Genomic DNA, 19800 nt, shown 5'->3' on the forward strand with positions numbered 1-19800 from the left:
TCTACCAAACAGTTGTTAGAAAGAATCGGCCTCCAGGGCCGGTTCCGCCCCGGCCGCCCGCCCGGCCGCGGGCGCGCGCTCGGGCGCGGGCACGGCGGGCCGCTCCTTCACGGCGGGCTCAGGCACCTCGGGGAAGTCGCCGTGGAGCAGGTCGAACAGCCGGTCCCAGCGGGCGAGCACCGCGTCCGGACGGAAGCGCTGCACCGACGCGCGCGCCTCGGCGCCGAGTTCGCAGCACAGCTCCGGGTCCTCGATCAGCCGCTCCAGAGCACGGGCGAACGCGGCCGTGTCACCCGGCTTCACCAGCAGGCCGCCCGTCTCCTCGCCCCGCTCGCCGAGCAGCAGGCGGACGCCCGGCGCGCAGTCGAACGCCACCGTCGGCAACCCGTAGGCCATCGCCTCCATCACCGACATGGGCACGCCCTCGGCGCGCGACGGCAGCGCGAACACCGACGCCTCGACCAGCGCCTCCTCCACGTCAGCGACCACGCCCCGGAACTCGACCGTGCCGTACAGGCCGGCGTCCGCCGCCTGCTCGCGCAGCGCCTCCTCGTCCGGGCCGTCGCCGTAGATGTGCAGCCGCCAGTCCGGATGGTGCTCGTGCACCCGCTGCCACGCCTCCAGCAGCAGGTCGACGCCCTTCTCGTAGGACAGCCGCCCCACGCAGGCGACCGCCGGGAGATTGAGCGTCGGGTAGACGGCCGGGGTGACGTGCAGCGCGTTCGGGATGTGGTCGGCGTTGGTCATGCCATCCCTGGCCCACGCGTCGGCGTCCTCGCAGGTCAGCGTGAGGAACCGGTCGACGTCCGCGAAGTGCCGCTTCACCCGCTCGTACCGCGAGGACTTGCGCGTCGCCTTGTACGACTCGTGGCTCATGCCGACGACCCGCATTCCCGAGGTGTCCGCCCGCCGGACCCACTCCATCGCCCACACCTGCGGCACGATCACCACGGCGCCCGGACGTGCCGCGGCGAACATCCGCGTCAGGCGGGCGGCGCCGCGCCGCTGGACGGCCGCGCGCCACACGTCGCGTCCGCGCGCCGCCATGTCCAGCCGGTCCCGCAGCCTTCCGGGCCGCCACTCCAGCACCGGCGGGCGCCAGGTGTCGTGCAGGACCTCCACGGTGTAGGAGCCGTCGCGGCCGTGGTGGTGCTGCACGGTCCCGCGCGTGACGCCGACGAGGGTGACGCGGTCGCCGCGTCCGGCCAGCATCTGCGCCATGTGGTGCGCCCAGCGCTGCAGGCCACCCATCTCGTCGACGTTGTTGCAGACGATGAAGACATCGCGCGGCGCGCGGTCAGCGGTCCCGGTGGGAACCATGGGCGCTCCTTTCTTCGAAGTAACGGTCGACCACGGCGCGGGCGGCGGTTCCGCGGTCGTGCTCGCCGAACCGCTCGGCGAACGCGCGGCGCCGCGCGGCGTGCGCGGATCCGGAGGCGTCCAGGTCCGCGAGTGCGGCGATCAGCTCGTCCTCGGTCCGCGTGACCGGGCCGGGCGCGTGCAGTTCGAGGTCGAAGTAGCCGGCGGGGTGCTCGGTGTCCTCCGGCAGGTGCAGCACGATCGGCCGGTCCAGCAGCGCGTAGTCGAACATGATCGACGAGTGGTCGGTGACCAGGGCGTCGGCGAGCAGCAGCAGCGGCGTCACGTCCGGCACTCCGCCGACGTCGCGCATGACCCGCGCGGCCGACGGCGGCAGGTTCGCCCGGCACAGGTAGTGCGGCCGGACGAGCAGGACGACCTCGTCCCCGAGCTCGCGCGCGAACCGCGCCGGGTCCACGGGCGGCTTCATCAACCGGACGGGGCCGCCCTTCGGCCCGGTCCTGAACGTCGGCGCGTACAGCACGGCGCGGCGCCCGTCGCCGAGCCCGAGGGAGCGGCGCAGCTCATCGACCTCGGCGGCCAGCTCGGCGTCCCCGTCGACGCCGGTGACCAGCGGGTCGTTGCGCGGATATCCCGCCGGCAGCAGCTCGGCCCGGACGCCGAGGCTCTTGGCGAGGGTGTCCACGTCGTGGTCGGAGCGGACGAGGAAGCAGTCGAAGCGGTCCACCATCCGCTCGAGCCGGGCCCGGCCGGACGCGGGGCCGCTCTTGATCTGCGGCTGGTCGACGCCCATCAGCTTGTACGCCGACCCGTGCCAGGTCTGGATGTAGGTCGTCTCGGGACGCTTGCGCAGCCGCTCCGGGTAGCCCTGGTTGTCGATCCAGAACTGCGCCCGCGCCAGAGCCAGGTGGTAGCGCCAGGAGCCGCGTCTCACCAGCGTCGCGTCGGACGGGAACCCCTTCGCTGACGACGCGTACGACCAGACCGCCTCGACCGGCCGGCCCGAGCGGCGCAGCTCCCGGTAGATGTACTTCGGGTTGTCGGAGTACTGCCGGCCGAGGTGGCTCTCGAACACCACCAGGCCCTTGCGGACCGGCAGCCGGGACAGCACCCGGTTGAACACCGCGGCCTTGGTCCGGCCGGAGGTCAGCGTGCGGCGCACGGACCGTTCCAGCCGCCGCGCCCGCCGCCAGCCGAGCCGCGCCGGCGGGCTGCCGGCGGCGCGCGCGGCGGCGATGGCGGCGCGCCGCCTCTGCGGGTCCTCGGTGCCGAGCGTGAACGCCAGGTGCCCGCCGTCGGTGACGTAGGAGCGCAGCGTGTCCCCGGCGAGGCGCGTCAGCAGCGGACGGACGGGCAGCCCGACCCCGGCCAGGTCCGGCGCCCCGGGGCCGGCGAGCGGCCCGGGGCGGACGATCATCTCCTCGCCGTCCACCTTCACGCGGAGCCGGACGTCCCACACCGGGTCGACGAACCCGAGCGGCCGGACGCGGGCGCGCGGATCGAACCGGGCGCGCCAGGCCAGCCGGTCGCCCTCGTGGACGATCTCGGCGGGGACCCGTGCCCGGCGGGCCGCCCGGCGCCGGTCGCGGAACTCCAGCGAGGCGGCCAGCTTCGCGCCCGGCGGGATCCGGTCCAGCGGGTTCAGCACGTGTCCGGCCATGTGCGCGCGCCCGTCCCGCACCTCGAATCGCGTGACGACGGCGGCCGGGCGCAGCTCCCCGAGCGGGCGCAGATGGAAGCCGAAGTCGGTGACGTCCAGGACGCGGCGGCCGAGGTCGCCGCGCGGCCGGCCCGCGCCCCAGAAGATCCGCCCGTCCCGCTCCACCAGCGGGGCGTGCAGCTCGGATCCCCGGTCCGGGAGGTGCTCGGCCGCCGCGAGCGCCCCCGCCTGGTCGCCCTCCTTGATCAGGTACGCGGCGATCGCGGGCAGCGGGTTCGCCGCCTCGAACACCTCCGGGTCCAGCCCGGCCAGGTAGCCGGCGGCCAGGTCCAGGAACCGGGCCCGGTAGACCGGGTCGCGGTCGCGCAGCTCGCGCAGGTAGAGCAGCAGGTCGTGGTTGACGAACTTGACGTCCTTGGCGTGCTTCAGCCCGTCCGCGCCGCGCAGCTCGAACAGCATGTCGATGCGCCGGTGGATCTCCAGCCGGTCGGCGAAGTTGTGCAGCTCGTCGCGCCGGTTGGAGATCGTCGGCATCACCGTCCGGTCCCGGACGAGCCAGTTGTAGACGCGGTGCGGGATCAGGGCGGTGCGCCGGGCGGCCAGGTAGGCCTCGGCGCTGAACAGCAGGTCCTCGTAGTGCAGCCGCTCGACGAACCGGAGCGCGCCTTCCTCGAGGAATCCCCGCCGGTAGAGCTTGTTCGTCGACAGGGTGTCGTAGAGCAGGTCGGGGTTCTCCTCCAGCGACCCGTACACCACGCTGCGCCGGTACAGCCACGGGTACCAGGGGCGGATCCGGTCCTTGGCGCCTGCGGGCAGGTCCAGGAAGACCCGGTGGCAGAGCCCGGAGACCAGGTCCGCGTCGCTCTCCTGCGCGGCCGAGAGCAGGTTGAGGCAGGCGTGCCGGTCGAGCAGGTCGTCGCTGTCCAGGAACATCACGTACCGGCCGTCCGACCGTTCGACGCCCACGTTGCGCGGCCGTCCGCAGCCCCCGGAGTTGACCGGCAGGTGCACCGCCCGGACCCGGCCGGGGTGCGCGGCGGCCAGCCGGTCGGCGGCCTCCCCGGTGCCGTCGGTGCTCGCGTCGTCGACGATCACGGTCTCGACGCCGCGCAGCGACTGCGCCAGCGACGAGGCGACCGCCCGCGGCAGCCGCCGCGCGTCGTTGTAGGCGATCACCACCACGCTGACATCCGGGCGCACCCGCATGGGCATCCCCTTCCGCTCTCCGGCGTGCAGGGATTCCTTTCCAGCAAGGCGGCGTCAAGGGCCAACAGTGATCAAAAGCTGTCAATGCTTAGCATTACCCGACAGGCTCTGGCAGATCACCAGGGAACGCCGAAGGCGCCCGGCCGGGGCCGGGCGCCTCCATTCCCGTCGAAAAACGATCTTTCCGAGCGGGGCGGGCGATCAGGACTTGGCGTAGTCCGGGTACCCGTAGCCGACGACCTCGGACTTGTCGCGGACCTTCTCCTTGACGGCGTTGTCCGTGTTGCCCTCGATCGTGGAGATCGTTCCGTTGCCGTTGTCCTTGACGACGAGGCCGACGTGGTCGATGTCGTCGATCCCGCCGCGGGACCCGTTCTGCCAGTCGAAGAACACGACCGCGCCCGGGCGGGCCTTCGTGCCCCACTTGCCCTTGTCCTTGAACCAGCTGGCGTGCTGGACGGTGTAGGCGTCCCAGCCCATGTTCCGCACGCCGGTCTGCGCGCTGAGCCAGGAGACGAACATGTCGCACCACTCGGCGCCCTTGTAGTCGTGGACGCTGCCGCCGTCGCGCCGGGCGGTCACCGCGGCGTGCGAGGTGGAGGCGTACCAGTTCGCGTACTTGGTGAACCCGTTGCGCCCCTCCTCCACGCCGACCTGCGACTTCGCCAGCTTGATCACGGTGGACGCGGCGACCGCGCGGGAGGCGGACCGCGCCTCGCGGGCCGACCGCCCGGACTCGGCGCGCCCGGACTTCGCGTGCTCGGACCCGACGCGCTCGCCGACGGCCGCCGCCCCGGCGCGGCCGGCCACGGCGGCGGCCTGCGCGGGCGTCTCGGCGGACGCCGTGTCGCCGGTCAGGGGGTTGAAGATCGCGAGCCCGACCGCCCCGGCCATCACACCCGCCACGGCGACGCCCACGGCCCGGTCCTCGGGGCTCATGCGGGCGAGCGCGGCGCGGGGGGCGGCGCCGGTCGGGCGCAGCGCGCTCAGTCGGGGGGCGATGTTCTCGATTAGACGATCGAAACGACCGGTCATGCAGGGAATCTCCTTGTCTCCCATGACGCCTACCGGGTTAGCTGACGGATTCGGGCATGGAAGAGCCCTACGGCGGGTCCCGAAGGACGCGCCGATTCACCCCTGGAACCTTGGGTCCCCGGCTCCGTCCGGTCGGGTGGACCTGGACGGACTCGGCCTCGCACCGCGCGACGCGGTGCCGGATATTCGGATGTGTCTCAGCGACTGATCTCGAGGAGGGCGCGCATACAGGTGGCGCGCGTCGCGTGCGGATTCCGCTCCGCGACCCTCGGCCGCGCATGGAAGCGGCCGGCGTGCAACGCATGGAACGCGCTGCGTGATTCGGAAATGAAGGTACCAACGCTCAGCGGAAAAGCAAACCAGGCGCAAAAGGATCTTTTGCCTGCTCAGGACCCTTCCCCGGGGTCGCCGGCCGCCCTCGTCGGACCGGTCTTCGCGATCTTTGCCGGAGACACCGGAAGCCCTTATGGGAAAGGGCTTCGCGAATGCCGCGCACGCCTCGCGAAAGGTAAAATGATCAAATGGCGCCGGGCGCCCGCGCCCGCGCGGACGCGGCCCGGCGCGCGGCGCAGATCACACGAACCCCGCCGCGCCGGAACCGATGTGGCCTGCATCACCCCAGGTCGCCGGCCGGTCCGACCAGCGGATGATCACTCCACGTGCAGGGCGAACATCGTGGTGTCGTCGGCCGCCCGGTCGTGCTCCATCCGCGCGAGCACCTCGTCCAGCGCCAGTTCCGGCCCGGCCGAGGACTCCCGCAGAATGCCGGTGAGGCGTGCGATCCGCTCGTCCAGATCCGCGTCGCGGCGTTCCACCAGGCCGTCGGTATAAAGAAAGATCAGGTCTCCCGGCAGCAGTTCCGTGGAGATCGTCGTGTACTCCCATTCCGGCAGCGCGCCGAGCAACGGGTCGCGATAGACCTCCAGCGGCGCGGCCCGCCCGTCCCGCACCAGGATCGGCGGCAGGTGCCCGGCGCACGTCCACTCCATCACGCGCCCCTCCGGCCGGAAATGGCCCACGATGGCGGTGCCCGTCGCCGGGGGGTCCATGCTGCCGACCAGCTCGTTCAGCCAGCCCACCAGCCGCCCTGCGGGCTCCCCCGTGCACGACAGGCCCAGCAGGCCGTTGCGGCTGCGCGCCATGGCCGCCGCGGCCGGCAGCCCGTGTCCCGCCGCGTCCCCGATCGCGAACAGCGCCCGGCCGTCCGGCATCGCGCGGGTCGCGAACCAGTCCCCGCCGATCCGCGCCGTGCTCTCGGCGGCCAGCGCCCGGATCGCCACCCGCAGCCCCGGCAGCGCCTCGACCTCCTCCTCGTCGGGCAGGATCGCCCGGCGCAGCGTCACCGCCACCTTGCGCTCCTGCGCCGTGCGCGCCTGCTGCTTGAGCATCTGCCGGCGCGTCTCGGCCAGCGCCCGCTCCACCCCGCGCCGCCGGGTGATGTCCTGCGACACGATGTTGATCGACACCGGCAGCCCGGAGTCGTCCAGCACCGGCTCGGCGAACACCCACAGGTGCCGCGGCGCCCCGTCCTTGCCGATCACCCGGTGCTCGGCCTCCACGGGCTCGCGGCGGGAGAACATCGTCTGGACGGCCTCCTCGACCAGCGGCAGGTCGTCGTCGGCCACCACCTTCGGCAGGTCGTGCGGCGCGGGCGGCACCTCGTCCGGGCCCAGCCCGTAGTTGGCCAGCATCTGCGGCGTCCAGTCCGCCTGCCCGGTGACCAGGTCCCACTCGCCGAACCCGATCAGCGCGAGCCGCTCCACCCGCTCCAGCCGCCGCGCGCTGCGGTCCTCGCCGGAGTGGTACCGCCAGGTGATGCAGACGCCCGTCGGCACCTGGACGCACCGCACGCTCATCCTGGACGAGCGCGACAGCCCGCCCTGGACGGTCGAGTACATGATCGAGTCGCGGTCCAGGGTCGTCCCGCCCTCCAGCACCGCCACGTACTCCTCGAAAAGCCCGCTGAGCGCCGCACCCGGATCCGTCCGCAGCAGCCGCAGGCCGGTCAGCTCCTCGGCGCCGCGTCCGAACAGGTCGCGCGCGGCCGGGTTGAGCTCGACGTACAGGAAGTCCTGAACCTCCCCGCCCGGGCCCCGCACCGGCACCAGGTGCGCCACCGAATCCAGCGTCCCGTCCAGCAGCGCCCGGGCCACCGGGTCCGCGGGCAGCCCCTCGACGAGCTCGGCGTCCCCGCCGGTGTCCTCGGCCGCCAGCCGGTGCAGCAGGTCCTCCGCCTCGGACACCACGCCCCGCTGGTCGGTGCCCTCCGCGCGGGGCGGCCGCCGCCCGGCCACCACCGCGCCCTCCGTCCCCACGCCCCCGCCCTGGACGACCATGACCGCCGCCTCCGGCAACTCCATCTCCAGGTCCCGGGCGAGCCAGATGAGGTGCTGCAGCGCCTCGCCGGCGGGCACTCCCAGCCGCCGGGCCAGCACCACCCGCGCCTCGGCGACGACCGCTCGGTCGTGCGCCGCCCCCCGCAGGCCCTCGAGGTCCGCCGCGTGCACTCCGGGCGGTCCCCACGTGCCGTCCGCTTCCGACACCCCAGTCCCCCATTCGGCGTTTCATGCCCTGGGAGAAAAAAGCTACATACGTCGGCGAAGGTCCGTTGGCCGCCATCTTCGTTAGCAGCCCGGATCTTTACGCGCCTTTTTCTTTTCGCCCCGATAAGACCGCTTTCACTGACCGTCCGGGGACGAACCCATGGCCACCCCTGTGACCCCCATCACATGCCGCGCCAGCGCCGTCACGCGCCCCGCCGCCGCCTCGGCGGACGTACCCTCCGGATGCAGCGTCAACACCGCGACGATCCTGCCGTCCACCAGCCCCGTCGTGTGCAGCGCGGGCCGCCCGAGCCCCAGCGCCTCCGGCGCGGGCCGCCGGTCCGGCACGTCCTCGAACCCCGACCACCCCTGCTTGACCGCCCACTCCCCCGCCACCCGCGGTAGCCCGAAGACCTGATCGAACCCGTCAGCCGCCCTGGGCGCCATCCTCCGCAACTCCCGCAGCACGAACCGCCCCTCCGGCACCCCCAACGCATACCGATAAACCCGCACGACGTCCGCGGCACTGATCCCCGTATAACCCCACCACCCAGCCATGTCCGCCGGCGGCGGCACCGTCTCCCGCAACCCGATCCGCCGCACCATCCGCTCAACGATCTCGGCCCGTCCACCGCGCTCCCACACCTCACTGGCCGCCGCGTCATCACTCACCCGCAACATCGCCTCGACCAGCCCGCGATCCCGCCCGACCACCACCCGGCCCCTCAGGAAGTCGAGCGCCAGCAGAACCTTCACCACCGAAGCCGCCCGGAACACCTCCGCGGCCCGCCGCTCCACGACCACCCGTCCCGCATCCAGATCAAAGACCACCCACGAGGCCCACACGTCCACCGCCCCACAACCCGGTACGCACGACCCCCCGGACTGCGCTAGAGTAATCACGCCCGCTGCGACGGGCACCGGGACGTAGCGCAGTTTGGCAGCGCACTTGACTGGGGGTCAAGGGGTCGTGGGTTCAAATCCCGCCGTCCCGACAGAGAAAGGCCAGGTCAGAGGGGCTTCGGAGATCACTCCGGAGCCCTTTTTCGATCTTGAAGGTCGATGGGGAGCCAAAAGGGGAGCCACCGCTACCCGACCTACGCCGAACTTGCTCGGACCGAACACCGCGTCGACGACCTCCGCGCCCTTGGTGATCACCGGCCGGAGCTGGTGCCGGTAGACCTCCCCGGTGACCGCCGGGGAGGAGTGCCCGCACAGATCGGCGATCGCCTCGATGGACAGCCCGCCGTCACTCATGATCCGGCATCAGCACCACGCCGTTGCGCGAGGCGCTGCGCCGGCTCAAGAGCGACGGGCTGGTCGAACTCGACGCGCACCGCGACGCCCGTGTGACGCCGTTGACCGCCGAGGAGGCGCGGGACCTGCTGGAGATCCGCAGGTCACTGGATCCGCTGGCCGCGGCGCTGGCCGCCGAGCGGCGCACCAAGGAAGACATCCGCGAGCTGCGCACCGCCATCGAGGGCTTGGAGCCGCTGCCCGGGAGCCCGTCGATCGACCAGCTGGTGGCCCACCGCCGCTTCCACCGCGCGATCTATCTGGCCTCCCACAACGACCTGCTCATCGAGACACTCGAGGGGCTCTGGGACAAGGCCGACCGGTACCGCATGCTGGCGCTGAAGGTCGACAGGGGGCAGGCGGCACGCGACAAGAAGGCGGCCGAGCACCAGCAGCTGCTCGACTGCCTCGTCGCCGGGGACGTCGAGGGCGCGGCCGCGGTGATGCGCGGCCACATCGACACCAGCCTCGGCGCCCAGGCCGCGTGGCGGCTGCGCAAGCCGTCCGACGAGACCCCCGGCGCCCCGGCCTGACGACCGGCCGATGGTCTCCCCGCCCGCCCGCCTGACCTGGATCCTGCTCGCGCATTCGGTGGTCACCCAGCTGATCACCTTCGTGCTGCGGCCCACCATGTCCTACCGGGCGCTCGAACTCGGTGTCCCCTCGGCCGGGCTCGGCGCGCTGGCGGCCAGCTTCGCCTTCGCGCCGCTGCTTCTCGCGCTCCCCGCCGGACACCTCGTCGACCGCGTCGGCGAGCGGCGGGTCATGGTGTTCGGGGCGCTGTGCATGACCGCCTCGAGCCTGGCGTTCGTAGCGCTGGGCGGGCACGTCGCCGGTCTGCTGTGCGGCAGCGTGCTGCTGGGCATCGGGCATCTCGGCTGCGTCGTCGGCCAGCAGGCCTTGGTCGCCAACGCCTCCAGCCGCGCCGCCTACGACACCGCCTTCGGCCGCTACACCTTCGCCGCGTCGCTCGGCCAAGCCGTCGGCCCCGCCCTGATCCTGCTCTTCGGCGGCGGCAGCAGGATCCCCCACACCGGCTTGATCTTCGCGTCCTCCCTGGCGGGAGCGGCCCTGCTGGTCGCTCTGTCGGCGGCGCTGCCGGCCGGGTCACGGCCCGGCCCCGCCGCGGCCCGGCACGTCGAAGGCGTCACCGGGCTGCTGCGGCTGCCAGGACTGCTCCGTGCCCTGACCACCAGCTGCATCGTCCTGTCCGCGGTCGACATCACCCTGGCCTACCTGCCCGCCCTCGGCACGGAACGCGACCTGACGTCCGGCACGGTCGGGCTCCTGCTGACCGTCCGCGGCTCCGCGTCGATGATCTCCCGCTTCCTCCTCGGACGCCTCGCGGCCCGCATGGGGAGACGACGCCTCCTGGTCACCAGCACCCTCGGCGCCGGCGCCGCCATCGCCTTAATGCCGGTCGACCTGCCGCTGTGGACGCTGGTCACGCTCCTGGTCCTCGCCGGTCTCGGGCTCGGCGTCGGTCAACCGCTGACCATGTCCTGGCTCGCCGAGGCCGCACCTCCCGGACTGCGCGGCCGTGCCATGTCTCTCCGTCTGGTCGGCAACCGGACGGGCCAGATCGTCCTGCCCAGCGCGGCGGGTCTGCTGGCAGCGGGCCTGGGTGCCGCCGGCGTGCTCTACGCCACCGGCCTCACGCTCGGCTGGGCCGCCTTCTCCGCTCGCAACCTTCCCATCGACTCCGCCTCATCCTGACCCCACCGAGGAGCACCACGATGCACACCCCCACCGCGGACCTCTATGACCAATACGGGGACGACCTGGCATCGTGCAGTCTCCAGTTCCGGCAATACGGTGCCCGAACCGCATTCCAAGGCACCGTCACCACCGTCCGCTGCCACGAGGACAACGTCATTCTCAAAAGCGTGCTCGGCGAGCCCGGCACCGAACGCGTCCTGGTCGTCGACGGCGGCGGCTCCCTCGATGCCGCCCTGATGGGCGACATGATCGCCACACTCGCCGCCGGAAACGGCTGGGCCGGCGTCATCATCAACGGCGCCGTACGTGACACCGCCGTCCTCGACACGATCGACCTCGGCATCAAGGCGCTGGGAAGCAACCCCAGAAAGAGCACCAAGAACGGCGACGTTTCCGTCACCTTCGGCGGCGTCACCTTCCACCCCGGCGCCACGCTCTACAGCGACGACGACGGCATCCTGGTCAGCCGACCATGACATCCAGAACCCTGTACAACCGAAATGTGACGTCGATCCCCTAAACGCGCCCTTCGCCTCTCGGAGATAGGCACTGGCCACATCTGCGCCGCGCTGATCCGCGCCGCACAGATCAGCGTCGCGCAGGGGGTGTGGCCGTCGGGGATAAGCCGATTGCAGGCGGCTCGCCTCCATCTCGCGTCAGTCGAGTCGGCTCTCGTCAATCGAGGTCAGGCGATCGGCGGCGTCGGGGTCTGCTTCGCCGATGCGGTTAAGCAAGTGGCGCAGCAGGGAGTGGAGAGCTTCGAAGTCCTCCGGACTGGTCAGTTCGACCCACCGCTGTTCGATCCGGTCCCCTGCTCCGGCCGCCACCGGCTGGACCGCGCTTCCCCGCTCGGTGAGCATGATCAGCCGGGACCGGCCGTCGCGCGGATTGGGGCGGCGTTCCAGGTAGCCGGCCCGCTCGAGCTGGTCGACCGACTGCGCCATGGTCTGTTTGCGCACGCCGGCGCGAACGGCCAGGTCGCGGACTGCGATTCCCTCCGGCGGGACGAACGGGAAGACCTTCGCGTCCCCGGACCGGATGTCACCGAAGCCCGCCTCGGCCAGAGCCGCCTCGATGCCGACGGTGTACTCGCGGTGGAGCAGACGCAGGAGCAGCGACAGCCGCAACCGCCTTGAAGAGAGGTCCCTCTGCATATTGACAGGCTCCTGTCTACTTTTTAAGTTGGTCAGGTACCTGTCTAGTATGTCATTTCCCTGGGGAGCCCCGCCATGCCCACCGCACATGCTCTGGACTCGACGATCTTCTACCGGGAGGCCGGCACAGGGCCGACCCCGACGGTCTTCCTGCACGGCAACCCCACGTCGTCGCATCTGTGGCGGCACATCCTGCCTGCCGTCGGGGCGGCCGGCCGGTGCCTGGCACCCGACCTGATCGGCATGGGCGAGTCCGGCAAGCCCGGCATCGCCTACAGCTTCGACGACCACGCGCGGTACCTCGACGCCTGGTTCGACGCTCTCGAACTCGACCGGGTCGTGCTGGTCGGCCATGACTGGGGCGGCGCGCTCGCCTTCGACTGGGCCGCCCGCCATCCCGGACGGGTGGCCGGCATCGCGTTCACCGAGACGATCGTGAAACCGATGTCCTGGGACGAGTTCCCCGCCGGCGCCCGCCCGCTGTTCGAATCGATGCGGACGCCCGGGGTCGGCGAGGCGATGGTGCTGGAGGAGAACGCCTTCATCGAGCAGGCGCTGCCGCGTACCATCCCCGGTCTGAGCGAGGAGGACCTCGCGGTCTATGCCCGGCCCTACCCCAACCGGCGGAGCAGGGTGCCGCTGCTGCAATGGCCGCGGTCGATGCCGCTGGACGGCGAGCCCGCCGACGTCGTCGCGAGAATCGACGCCTACGACCAGTGGCTGGCCGACAGTGCGGACGTGCCCAAGCTCCTGCTCGCCTTCGAACCCGGCGAGAGCACGATGATGAGCGCGCAGATCATCGACTGGTGCGCGGCGCACATGTCCGCTCTGGAGATCGAGACGCACGGACCCGCCGGCCATCACACCCCCGAGGACCAGCCCGAGGCCATCGCCTCCTCGCTCGTCGCCTGGCTGGACAAGCACGACCTGCTTTCCGGCGAGGAGGGCCGAGCGTGATGCGCGCGATCCGACAGCATGCGTTCGGTGGCCCGGAGGAACTCCGGCTGGAGGAGATGCCCGACCCCCGCCCGGCCGGTGACCAGGTGCGGATCCGCGCCATCGAGGAGGAAACATCGTGCTCCACCGCATCCTGCGCGTAGCCACCGCGGCCGGTCTGCTGGCCGCCAGTCCGGTCATCGCCGGCGCAACCGAGCCTTCCACGCAGTGCCGGGAGATCAGCGTCCCTGTCTCGCTCACCCAGGGCCAAGCAGCCCAGCACCAGATCTGGGGTCGGCTGTGCACCCCCGCCGACCGGCCGGCCGACACGGTACAGGTGCTGATATCCGGTCTGAACTACAGCCACGTGTACTGGGACTTCCCATTTCGGCCCGGTCACTATTCCTACGTCCGCCACGCGAACTCGGCCGGCTACGCGACGTTCGACTTCGACCGCATCGGCATCGGACGCAGTTCGCACCCGGCCAGCGCCGATGTGACCCTGGAGTCCAACGCGAACACGGTCCACCAGGTGGTGTCCGCGCTACGTGGCGGCGCGATCGCCGGTCGTCGCTTCGGATCCGTGATGCTCGTCGGCCACTCCTACGGCTCGGAAATCGCCAAACTGGAAGCCGCGGTCTACCGCGATGTGAACGCGCTCGTCCTGACCGGCAGCGCGCACACCATCTCGCCGACGACCGAGCAGCTTTTGGCGCAACTCGGCCAGCCCGTCGACCAGGTACCGCGCCTGGCCGCTGAGGTACCGGTCGGCGACAACGGCTACGTGACGGTCCAGGACGTCCAACGTCCCGAGTTCATGTACAACGTGACCGACGCCGATCCGCGCGTCATCGCGCGCGACATCGCGACGAAGGAGACCAACACCCTCGGGGAGCTCATGACCATCGGCGACGCCGACGCACCGGGCGTGACCCGGCAGATCACGGTTCCGATCCTCATCGCCGACGGAGCCGACGACAGACTTGCATGCGCACCCGACGCCACCGACTGCTCCTCGGCGGCGACCCTCGCCGCGGCCGAGCAACCCTTCTACCCGCATGCCCGCGTGGACGCCGTCGTCATCCCGCACGCCGGTCACGCGATCAACCTGCACCGCAACGTCGGTCTGGCCTACCACAGCATCATCACTTGGACCGACCGCGCCCTCGGAACCCGAGCACCGTCCGCGCAGAGACGGCCGCGGCAATGATCGGCCCCTGAGAGAGTGCCTCAAGACAGCCACCACCGGCAACTGCAGCGATTCGCACGCGCCTGGCCGCAGGCCCGCTGGGTTATCGAAGGCGCCCGTGGCCTCGGCGCACCGCTCACCGCACGGCCGACCGAAGACGACTTCGCCGCGCTCGGCGTGCAACCTGAAACCGGAGGGAGCTCTCCGGACGGCGGCGACATACTCCGGGGACGGCGAGACCTTAGGCGGGTCGGCCTCCGGCACGTTCCCACTGCGCCTCGTCCCACTCGACATATTCGAGCTGCACACCACCAGGCATCTTGGCGGTCAGGTTCCTCCCGGTGGGAACGGCCTGCGGGCCCCGCACGATCTGTGCTCCCGTCCGGCGGAGACGTACCTGGCACTCATCGAGGTCGTCCACGATCAGTGTCGCTGCCGTCGCCAGGTATGGCTCGAGTGACCGTTCATCCCCCGCTACTACCAGAACCTGGCCGACGGCGGCCAACTCCAGGCCATTCGGCATCGTGAAGCGACTTGTGATCGGCTCATCGGCAATGGTGCTGAGCGGTGCGAGTACCGCATCCAGGTCGGAGGCATAGACGCGCGCGTAGGTGCGAAAGATGCGCATGCCTACCAGCAAGGCGTGATGAGCGATGGCTATTCCGCTCTCCACCCGCGACGAGTACGCAAGGAGGACCTCACGCGACAAGGGCGTGGGGTAAGAGGGAGTTCCGTCCTGTATCTGTGGTGTCAAGTGTCTCACCAGGTGACAGTGGCCTCGCCGGTGAGACGGCGGCTCATCAGGTCGATCATTGCGACGTGGACCATGGCTTCGGATCGGGCCGGCGAGGTGTCGTAGTCGCGTGCCAGGCGGCGGTGCAACATCAGCCAGCCGAACGTGCGCTCCACCACCCAGCGCCGCGGTAGTGGCACGAATCCTTGGTGGCGGGGTCGCGGCGGACGGGCTGCAGGTCGATGCCCAGGGTGGCGGCGTGGTCGATGACCTTGGGGCGGTAGGCGGTGTCGGCCCGGTGTCGGCGCACGCCTTGATGATCGTCGGTTGTGTCGCGGCCACGCCGGTCAGCAGCTGCATGCCGGCGGTGCCCATCCGGCACGCTGGCCGCGGTGACCAGCACCGCCGGCAGCAGCCCGAGGGTGTCGGTGACGATCAAGCCCGCCGGGTGGCCGAGGACATCCGCGCCGCGGGCGGCCGCGCTGAGGCGTTCGCCGCCGATGTCACCGAGGAGGCCGCCGTGACCGACCTGGTCGCGCAGGTGACGGACCGGCTCGGCGCGATCACCGTCCTTGTGGTCAATGCGACCGGCCCGCAGCCAGCGGTCGCGGTGGAGGATCTGACCTGGGAGGCTCATCTGGACCAGCTACGATTCTTCGTCAAGAGCCCAACGTTGCTGTTGCAGGCCGTCATGCCTGGGATGAAGGCCGGTGGAGGCGGTCGCGTCATCCAAATCGGCTCTGACATCTTCTACGGTGCGCTGTCCCGGTCGCTGCCCACATGGTCGCTGCTCGGCTTGCTCGGGCTCGTGACGATTCCCGCGGGGCTTGCCCACGACTGGCCCTGGTTGTGCGTGGCCGTTGTCGGCACCGGGTTGCTCACCTCGCCGACCCTTTCAGCGGTGGCCGACGCGGTGAGCCGACTGGCGCCGCCCAGCGTGCGGGGTGAGGCGACAGGTCTGCAATCCTCGGCGCAGAGTGCGGGTTACGCGCTTGGGTCCCCGATCGTCGGGATGGCGATCGACGTCTCCGTGCCAGCGGGCGGTTTCGCGGCGGCCGGGCTGGCCGGACTCGCCACCGCGCTGACCGGGTGCCTGCTGTCCCTTCGCCGTCCGCCGTCGCGGCCGCCCACTTCAGCTCGTCGCGAGTCGGCGAGAAGAACAGATGCGACTCATGCTCACTGATCAGCCGCTTGAACCGGCTCGGCGGGCCCGGTGAGCGGCCGCCGGCGGCTCGGGCGTCGGCTGCGTGCGATGGGGCGGCGAGCGCTCTGTAGAGCGGCGAACCATGCTGCTACCGGTTTCGCTGATGAGGTGGGCTCAGGTTTGGGCATCGAGGAGCACCCTGCCGAGAGGACGATCGTCGATGACGCGTCTCTGGGCCTCGGCGGCTTGTTCCAGCGGATAGATCCGGTCTATTGCGGGCTGGATGGTGCGGGCGGCGAGATGCTCCAGCAGGGTGCGGTAGGTGTCGGCGAGTTCCTGCTGGGTGAAAGCGGTGAACAGGAAGCCCTCCAGCCGCGTGGTCTTCCAGATGAGGTCGGTGACGTCGATGGCGGCCTTTGTTCCGGCGGTGTAGCCGATGCTGACCAGGACTCCCCCGCGCCGGAGCGTGCCGAGTGCCGGGCCGGTGAGGTCACCGCCGAGGCCGTCGAGGACGACGTCCACTCCCGCGCCGTCGGTCAACCGTGCGACTCCGGCGCTCAGCGTTTCGTGCTCGAGGTCGATGACCGCGAGGTCGCCGATGGGCGGGACGGCGGCGAGGCGGTCGGCGCCGCGGGCGGTGGAGATGACCTGTGAGGCGCCGAGGAGCGGAGCCACCTGAGCGGCGGCGTAGGCGACCGCGCCGTAGATCCCGGGTGCGAGGACGACCTGCCCCGGCCGCATTCGGGCGGTCTTGGTCAGTGCCAGCCAGGCGGTCAGATACCCCGCTCCGGCTACCAGGCCGGCGGCGTCGTCGTCGCTGACATCGTCGGGAATGGGGACGAGGTGGCTTGGCGGGACGGCCGCCAGTTCCCGCCAGGTGCCGTCGCGTGTTGTGCCGTAGCCCCAGCCGCATAGCAGGACGCGCGCGCCGGGCGCATGGCCGGACGTGCCGGGATCTGCCACGCGGCCCACGGCGCCGGCTCCAGGCACCAGCGGCAGCGGTTGGTGCATCGACGCAGGCAGGACACCTGTGCGGACCTTGTCGTCGAGCGGGCTGACGCTGGCGCGGGAGATTCGGATCACCACGCTGTCGGCGTCCGGTCGCGGCTGTGGCAGCTGGTCGATCTGCAGGGTGTCTGGCCCGCCGAACTCGTGGAAGCGTACGGCGCGCATCAGGCCAGCCTTTGCGCGTTGAGCCAGACGGTGCCGGGGTTGAGCCGGTCCGGGTAGCGGTGAGTCATCTCGTCGAAGAACGTCTGCGCTGTGGGCTTTTCGGTGAGCACCCGGCGGGCGGTGCGCAGGTATTCGGCGGTCTCGTCGAGGATGCGTGGATGGTCGGTGCGGCTGAGGTCCTTGTGGCCGGCGACCACGGCGGCCGGCCGCAGGGCGCGCACCGTGTCGATGGCGCGGAGCCAGGCATCGATGCCGCCGTCGAGCCCGCCGTCGGCGAGATACTGGTGCACGTTGTTGTAGGCGACGTCACCGGCGACGACCACTCCGAGCGCCGGCACGTGCAGCACCGTGGAATCGTCGCAGTCGCTGTGCCCGACTTCGATCACATGCAGCGGGTGCCCCTCCAGGGTGAGGCCGTCGGCCGGGAGCACCTGCGCGGAAACCTGGACGTCGGGGAGCTGTCCGGGAAACAGGTTGTCCCAGAACGCCTTTCGCCGCCCGGTCGCCGACTGGCGCATGAGCCGGATGGTGCCCTCGGTGGCGTGAACCGGCACCCCGGCAAAGCGTTCGGCCAGCAGTGACGCGCCGAACCAGTGATCGCCGTGGCCGTGGGTGATGTAGATGAGGGTCAGCCGCTTGCCGGAGCGTTCGACCCAGTCACCGACCCGGCGGGTCTGCTCGACCGTGAACGGCGGGTCGACCAGGACCGCGTCGGCATCGCCGGAGATGAGGGTGGTCGAGATCGGCGACCACTGCTGCCGCGCCCCGGTCGGCAGCGTGCCGGTGGTGGGAATCGGCTCGGACACGAACACCTCGTACGACAGCGCCGCCGTACTCGACTCGGGCATAGCCTGCTCCTTACGGGATCTTCTTGTATCTTTGAGATGGAAGGTATCTTAAAGATAGAAGGCTGAGGGAGTGGATCATGTCACATCGCCGACTGGACGTCGAACACCTGCGGCCGTACTGCCCGTACTACGCCGCGGCGATGGACATGATCGGCCGCCGTTGGGCCGCGACCGTGCTGCGTGCGCTGCTCGGCGGCGCCAGCCGGTTCAGCGACATCGCGGCGGCCGTCCCGGACATGACTCACAAGCTGCTGTCGCAGCGGTTGAAGGACCTCGAGGCCGACGGGCTCATCGAGCGCAGCGTGCACCCCACCACTCCGGTGCGGATCGACTACCGGCTGACCGAGAAGGGCGCCGCGCTCGGCCGGGTCCTGCTCGACCTCAATCAGTGGGCGCTGGAGTGGATCGAACTTCCGGCCGAGCCCTGACACCATCAGCCTCAGTTTCATCCGCCGGACTAAGAAGTCATAACAAAACGTGCATGTGGCGCGACATGTAGTGATGGTCGGGCGTGGTGTGGGCGGGCGCATAAGGGCGAGCAATCCCCGTGGATCGTGTCCGACAGTCTGTGGGAGCGGATCGAGCCGCTGCTGCCGAAGGTGGAGCGCTGTAAGCGCCACGCCGGACGCAAGCGGTGGGACTACCGCATGGTGTTGTGCGGGATCTTGTTCGTGCTGCACACCGGGATCCGGTGGGAGTTCCTGCCCCAGGAGCTGGGGTTCGGGTCGGGGATGAAGTGCTGGCGACGGCTGGCCGAGTGGCACCAGGCCGGCGTGTGGGAGCGGCTGCACCGTCTTCTGCTGGAGGAACTGCATGCCGCCGGGCAGTTGGACTGGTCCAGGGCGGTGGTCGACAGCTCCCACGTCACCCAGTTGATGCCGCTGCTGGCGGCGGTGCCACCGGTCCGGGGCCGGGTCGGCCGGCCTCGTCGAAGACCCGGGCGGCTGCTGGCCGACCGTGGCTACGACCACGACAAGTACCGGCGGCTGGTCTGGGCCAAGGGCATCAAGCCGGTCATCGCCCGACGCGGCGCCCCGCACGGGTCTGGGCTCGGCGTCCACCGCTACGTCGTCGAGCGCACCATCGGGCTGCTGCACTGGTTCCGCCGCTTACGCATCCGCTGGGAGATACGCGACGACATCCACGAAGCCTTCATGACCCTCGCCGCAGCCATCATCTGCTGGCGACGCCTCGTCCGCTGACTCTGTCACGACCTCTTAGCGTCTGGTCTCGCGAACGAAAGGCAAGTGAGCGACGGAGGTCGGTCGGCGGTGTCGTCCGAGCGCAGCCACTCGCGGGCGGCCGCGTCCAGGGCGAGCCCGCGGCGGCGGTGAGTACGTGTCCATCCCCCGTCGTCGCCGAGGCGGTGGCGAACGGTCTGGTCGGCGCCGCCGAAGCCGCAGAGACCCGGGCGGAAATGCGAGAGCAGCCGGGCAGTGAAGGCCGCGCCGATGGAGGCAAGACTGCGATCCGACGTCGTGTTGGTTACCCCTCAACTAGCCGCGCTGGCCGTGGCGTGGGTGATGGGGGGCCGCACGGTGCCTCGAAGCACCCTTCCAGTCCAGGCTTCGATGGATCTCCACCAGCGCCTCTCCCCCACCTTGGGGGTGGAGTTCCTGTTAGCTTGTCGCCGGTCCGGTCAGTGCGGTTCTGGTGTGGTGTGGTGTGGTGCTGGTCGGATGTTCGGTGGTTGACGTGCAGGATGTGGCCGGTGGGAAAAGGACGGCCGACCGGCCAGCAGGAGCTATTGAGATCTGAGCTTGTGGCGATGCCGCGCCCAGGATCTGTGTGACGTCGGCGACGGGGGCTGGAATAACGAACGCCGCGTCGGAGGTGAGTCGGGG

18 protein-coding genes, 1 tRNA gene, 1 pseudogene and 1 riboswitch are annotated in these 19800 nt (G+C 70.7%); of the genes and pseudogenes, 10 read left to right on the forward strand and 10 right to left on the reverse strand.

Annotation, left to right across the window (positions count from 1 at the left end; genetic code table 11):
* Nucleotides 1–15: 15 nt before the first annotated feature.
* From QP089_RS06945 to QP089_RS06965, 5 genes are all read right to left on the reverse strand, one after another.
* Nucleotides 16–1320, reverse strand: a complete 1305-nt coding sequence (locus QP089_RS06945) for a glycosyltransferase (protein ID WP_285910510.1) — start codon at nucleotides 1318–1320, stop codon at nucleotides 16–18.
* Nucleotides 1298–4186, reverse strand: a complete 2889-nt coding sequence (locus QP089_RS06950) for a bifunctional glycosyltransferase/CDP-glycerol:glycerophosphate glycerophosphotransferase (protein WP_285910511.1) — start codon at nucleotides 4184–4186, stop codon at nucleotides 1298–1300. Before QP089_RS06950 ends, QP089_RS06945 begins: the two co-directional genes overlap by 23 nt.
* 201 nt (nucleotides 4187–4387) lie before the next feature.
* Entirely contained in the window at nucleotides 4388–5221 is an 834-nt protein-coding gene (locus tag QP089_RS06955) for a CHAP domain-containing protein (RefSeq protein ID WP_285910512.1), read from the reverse strand.
* Nucleotides 5222–5233: 12 nt separating this feature from the next.
* Nucleotides 5234–5389, reverse strand: a riboswitch (cyclic di-AMP (ydaO/yuaA leader).
* A gap of 482 nt (nucleotides 5390–5871) precedes the next feature.
* Nucleotides 5872–7764, reverse strand: coding sequence for a SpoIIE family protein phosphatase (locus tag QP089_RS06960; protein WP_285910513.1), 1893 nt, complete (start codon nucleotides 7762–7764; stop codon nucleotides 5872–5874).
* Between the two features lie 135 nt (nucleotides 7765–7899).
* Nucleotides 7900–8616: a serine hydrolase family protein gene (locus QP089_RS06965; RefSeq protein WP_285910514.1), complete on the reverse strand. Its 717-nt coding sequence runs from the start codon at nucleotides 8614–8616 to the stop codon at nucleotides 7900–7902.
* Between the two features lie 69 nt (nucleotides 8617–8685).
* On the opposite strand from QP089_RS06965, the gene QP089_RS06970 reads away from it, so the two are divergent.
* From QP089_RS06970 to rraA, 4 genes are all read left to right on the forward strand, one after another.
* Nucleotides 8686–8759, forward strand: a tRNA-Pro gene (locus tag QP089_RS06970).
* Between the two features lie 285 nt (nucleotides 8760–9044).
* Nucleotides 9045–9593 carry a GntR family transcriptional regulator gene (locus tag QP089_RS06975; protein ID WP_353070556.1) on the forward strand — a complete coding sequence of 183 codons (549 nt, stop codon included), beginning with the start codon at nucleotides 9045–9047 and terminating at the stop codon, nucleotides 9591–9593.
* Nucleotides 9594–9603: 10 nt separating this feature from the next.
* Nucleotides 9604–10776 carry an MFS transporter gene (locus QP089_RS06980; protein ID WP_285910515.1) on the forward strand — a complete coding sequence of 391 codons (1173 nt, stop codon included), beginning with the start codon at nucleotides 9604–9606 and terminating at the stop codon, nucleotides 10774–10776.
* Nucleotides 10777–10796: 20 nt separating this feature from the next.
* Entirely contained in the window at nucleotides 10797–11255 is a 459-nt protein-coding gene (gene rraA, locus QP089_RS06985; RefSeq protein WP_285910516.1) for a ribonuclease E activity regulator RraA, read from the forward strand.
* Between the two features lie 180 nt (nucleotides 11256–11435).
* Here rraA and QP089_RS06990 read toward each other — a convergent pair whose 3' ends face one another.
* Nucleotides 11436–11933, reverse strand: a complete 498-nt coding sequence (locus tag QP089_RS06990) for a MarR family winged helix-turn-helix transcriptional regulator (RefSeq protein ID WP_285910518.1) — start codon at nucleotides 11931–11933, stop codon at nucleotides 11436–11438.
* A gap of 75 nt (nucleotides 11934–12008) precedes the next feature.
* On the opposite strand from QP089_RS06990, the gene QP089_RS06995 reads away from it, so the two are divergent.
* Genes QP089_RS06995 through QP089_RS07005 form a run of 3 tightly spaced genes read left to right on the forward strand, consistent with a single transcriptional unit; the run spans nucleotide 12009 to nucleotide 14079 of the window.
* On the forward strand, nucleotides 12009–12890 hold the full coding sequence (locus QP089_RS06995) for a haloalkane dehalogenase (RefSeq protein WP_285910519.1): 882 nt from the start codon (nucleotides 12009–12011) through the stop codon (nucleotides 12888–12890).
* Nucleotides 12887–13033, forward strand: coding sequence for a hypothetical protein (locus tag QP089_RS07000; protein WP_285910520.1), 147 nt, complete (start codon nucleotides 12887–12889; stop codon nucleotides 13031–13033). The genes QP089_RS06995 and QP089_RS07000 overlap by 4 nt, the downstream gene beginning before the upstream one ends.
* Nucleotides 13009–14079, forward strand: a complete 1071-nt coding sequence (locus QP089_RS07005) for an alpha/beta fold hydrolase (protein WP_285910521.1) — start codon at nucleotides 13009–13011, stop codon at nucleotides 14077–14079. The genes QP089_RS07000 and QP089_RS07005 overlap by 25 nt, the downstream gene beginning before the upstream one ends.
* Nucleotides 14080–14299: 220 nt before the next feature.
* Here QP089_RS07005 and QP089_RS07010 read toward each other — a convergent pair whose 3' ends face one another.
* The gene (locus QP089_RS07010) at nucleotides 14300–14767 is read right to left on the reverse strand and encodes a hypothetical protein (protein WP_285910522.1); all 468 of its coding nucleotides are present in this window, start codon (nucleotides 14765–14767) and stop codon (nucleotides 14300–14302) included.
* A 50-nt stretch (nucleotides 14768–14817) separates the two neighbouring features.
* Nucleotides 14818–15021: pseudogene (locus QP089_RS07015) on the reverse strand (IS5/IS1182 family transposase); the annotation flags it as partial.
* A gap of 29 nt (nucleotides 15022–15050) precedes the next feature.
* Here QP089_RS07015 and QP089_RS07020 point away from each other — a divergent pair.
* A complete protein-coding gene (locus QP089_RS07020) occupies nucleotides 15051–15974 on the forward strand; it encodes an SDR family NAD(P)-dependent oxidoreductase (protein ID WP_285910523.1) in 924 nt (307 codons plus the stop codon).
* 135 nt (nucleotides 15975–16109) lie between these two features.
* Here QP089_RS07020 and QP089_RS07025 read toward each other — a convergent pair whose 3' ends face one another.
* Together QP089_RS07025 and QP089_RS07030 are read right to left on the reverse strand one after the other, a co-directional pair.
* Nucleotides 16110–17108: a quinone oxidoreductase family protein gene (locus tag QP089_RS07025; RefSeq protein ID WP_285910524.1), complete on the reverse strand. Its 999-nt coding sequence runs from the start codon at nucleotides 17106–17108 to the stop codon at nucleotides 16110–16112.
* A complete protein-coding gene (locus tag QP089_RS07030) occupies nucleotides 17108–17914 on the reverse strand; it encodes an MBL fold metallo-hydrolase (RefSeq protein ID WP_285910525.1) in 807 nt (268 codons plus the stop codon). Before QP089_RS07030 ends, QP089_RS07025 begins: the two co-directional genes overlap by 1 nt.
* 119 nt (nucleotides 17915–18033) lie before the next feature.
* Between QP089_RS07030 and QP089_RS07035 the strand changes: the two genes are divergently transcribed.
* Nucleotides 18034–18384, forward strand: a complete 351-nt coding sequence (locus tag QP089_RS07035; RefSeq protein ID WP_285910526.1) for a winged helix-turn-helix transcriptional regulator — start codon at nucleotides 18034–18036, stop codon at nucleotides 18382–18384.
* Between the two features lie 138 nt (nucleotides 18385–18522).
* Entirely contained in the window at nucleotides 18523–19158 is a 636-nt protein-coding gene (locus QP089_RS07040) for a transposase (protein ID WP_446474013.1), read from the forward strand.
* Nucleotides 19159–19800: the final 642 nt, after the last annotated feature.

The organism is Actinomadura opuntiae, from assembly GCF_030283205.1.
Lineage (GTDB): Bacteria > Actinomycetota > Actinomycetes > Streptosporangiales > Streptosporangiaceae > Spirillospora.

Bases quoted from the DNA above. Each gene is read 5' to 3' on its own strand.
- QP089_RS06945 (WP_285910510.1), bottom strand. From the start codon at position 1,320: ATGGTTCCCACCGGGACCGCTGACCGCGCGCCGCGCGATGTCTTCATC.
- QP089_RS06950 (WP_285910511.1), bottom strand. From the start codon at position 4,186: ATGCGGGTGCGCCCGGATGTCAGCGTGGTGGTGATCGCCTACAACGAC.
- QP089_RS06955 (WP_285910512.1), bottom strand. From the start codon at position 5,221: ATGACCGGTCGTTTCGATCGTCTAATCGAGAACATCGCCCCCCGACTG.
- QP089_RS06980 (WP_285910515.1), top strand. From the start codon at position 9,604: ATGGTCTCCCCGCCCGCCCGCCTGACCTGGATCCTGCTCGCGCATTCG.
- rraA (WP_285910516.1), top strand. From the start codon at position 10,797: ATGCACACCCCCACCGCGGACCTCTATGACCAATACGGGGACGACCTG.
- QP089_RS06990 (WP_285910518.1), bottom strand. From the start codon at position 11,933: ATGCAGAGGGACCTCTCTTCAAGGCGGTTGCGGCTGTCGCTGCTCCTG.
- QP089_RS06995 (WP_285910519.1), top strand. From the start codon at position 12,009: ATGCCCACCGCACATGCTCTGGACTCGACGATCTTCTACCGGGAGGCC.
- QP089_RS07025 (WP_285910524.1), bottom strand. From the start codon at position 17,108: ATGCGCGCCGTACGCTTCCACGAGTTCGGCGGGCCAGACACCCTGCAG.
- QP089_RS07035 (WP_285910526.1), top strand. From the start codon at position 18,034: ATGTCACATCGCCGACTGGACGTCGAACACCTGCGGCCGTACTGCCCG.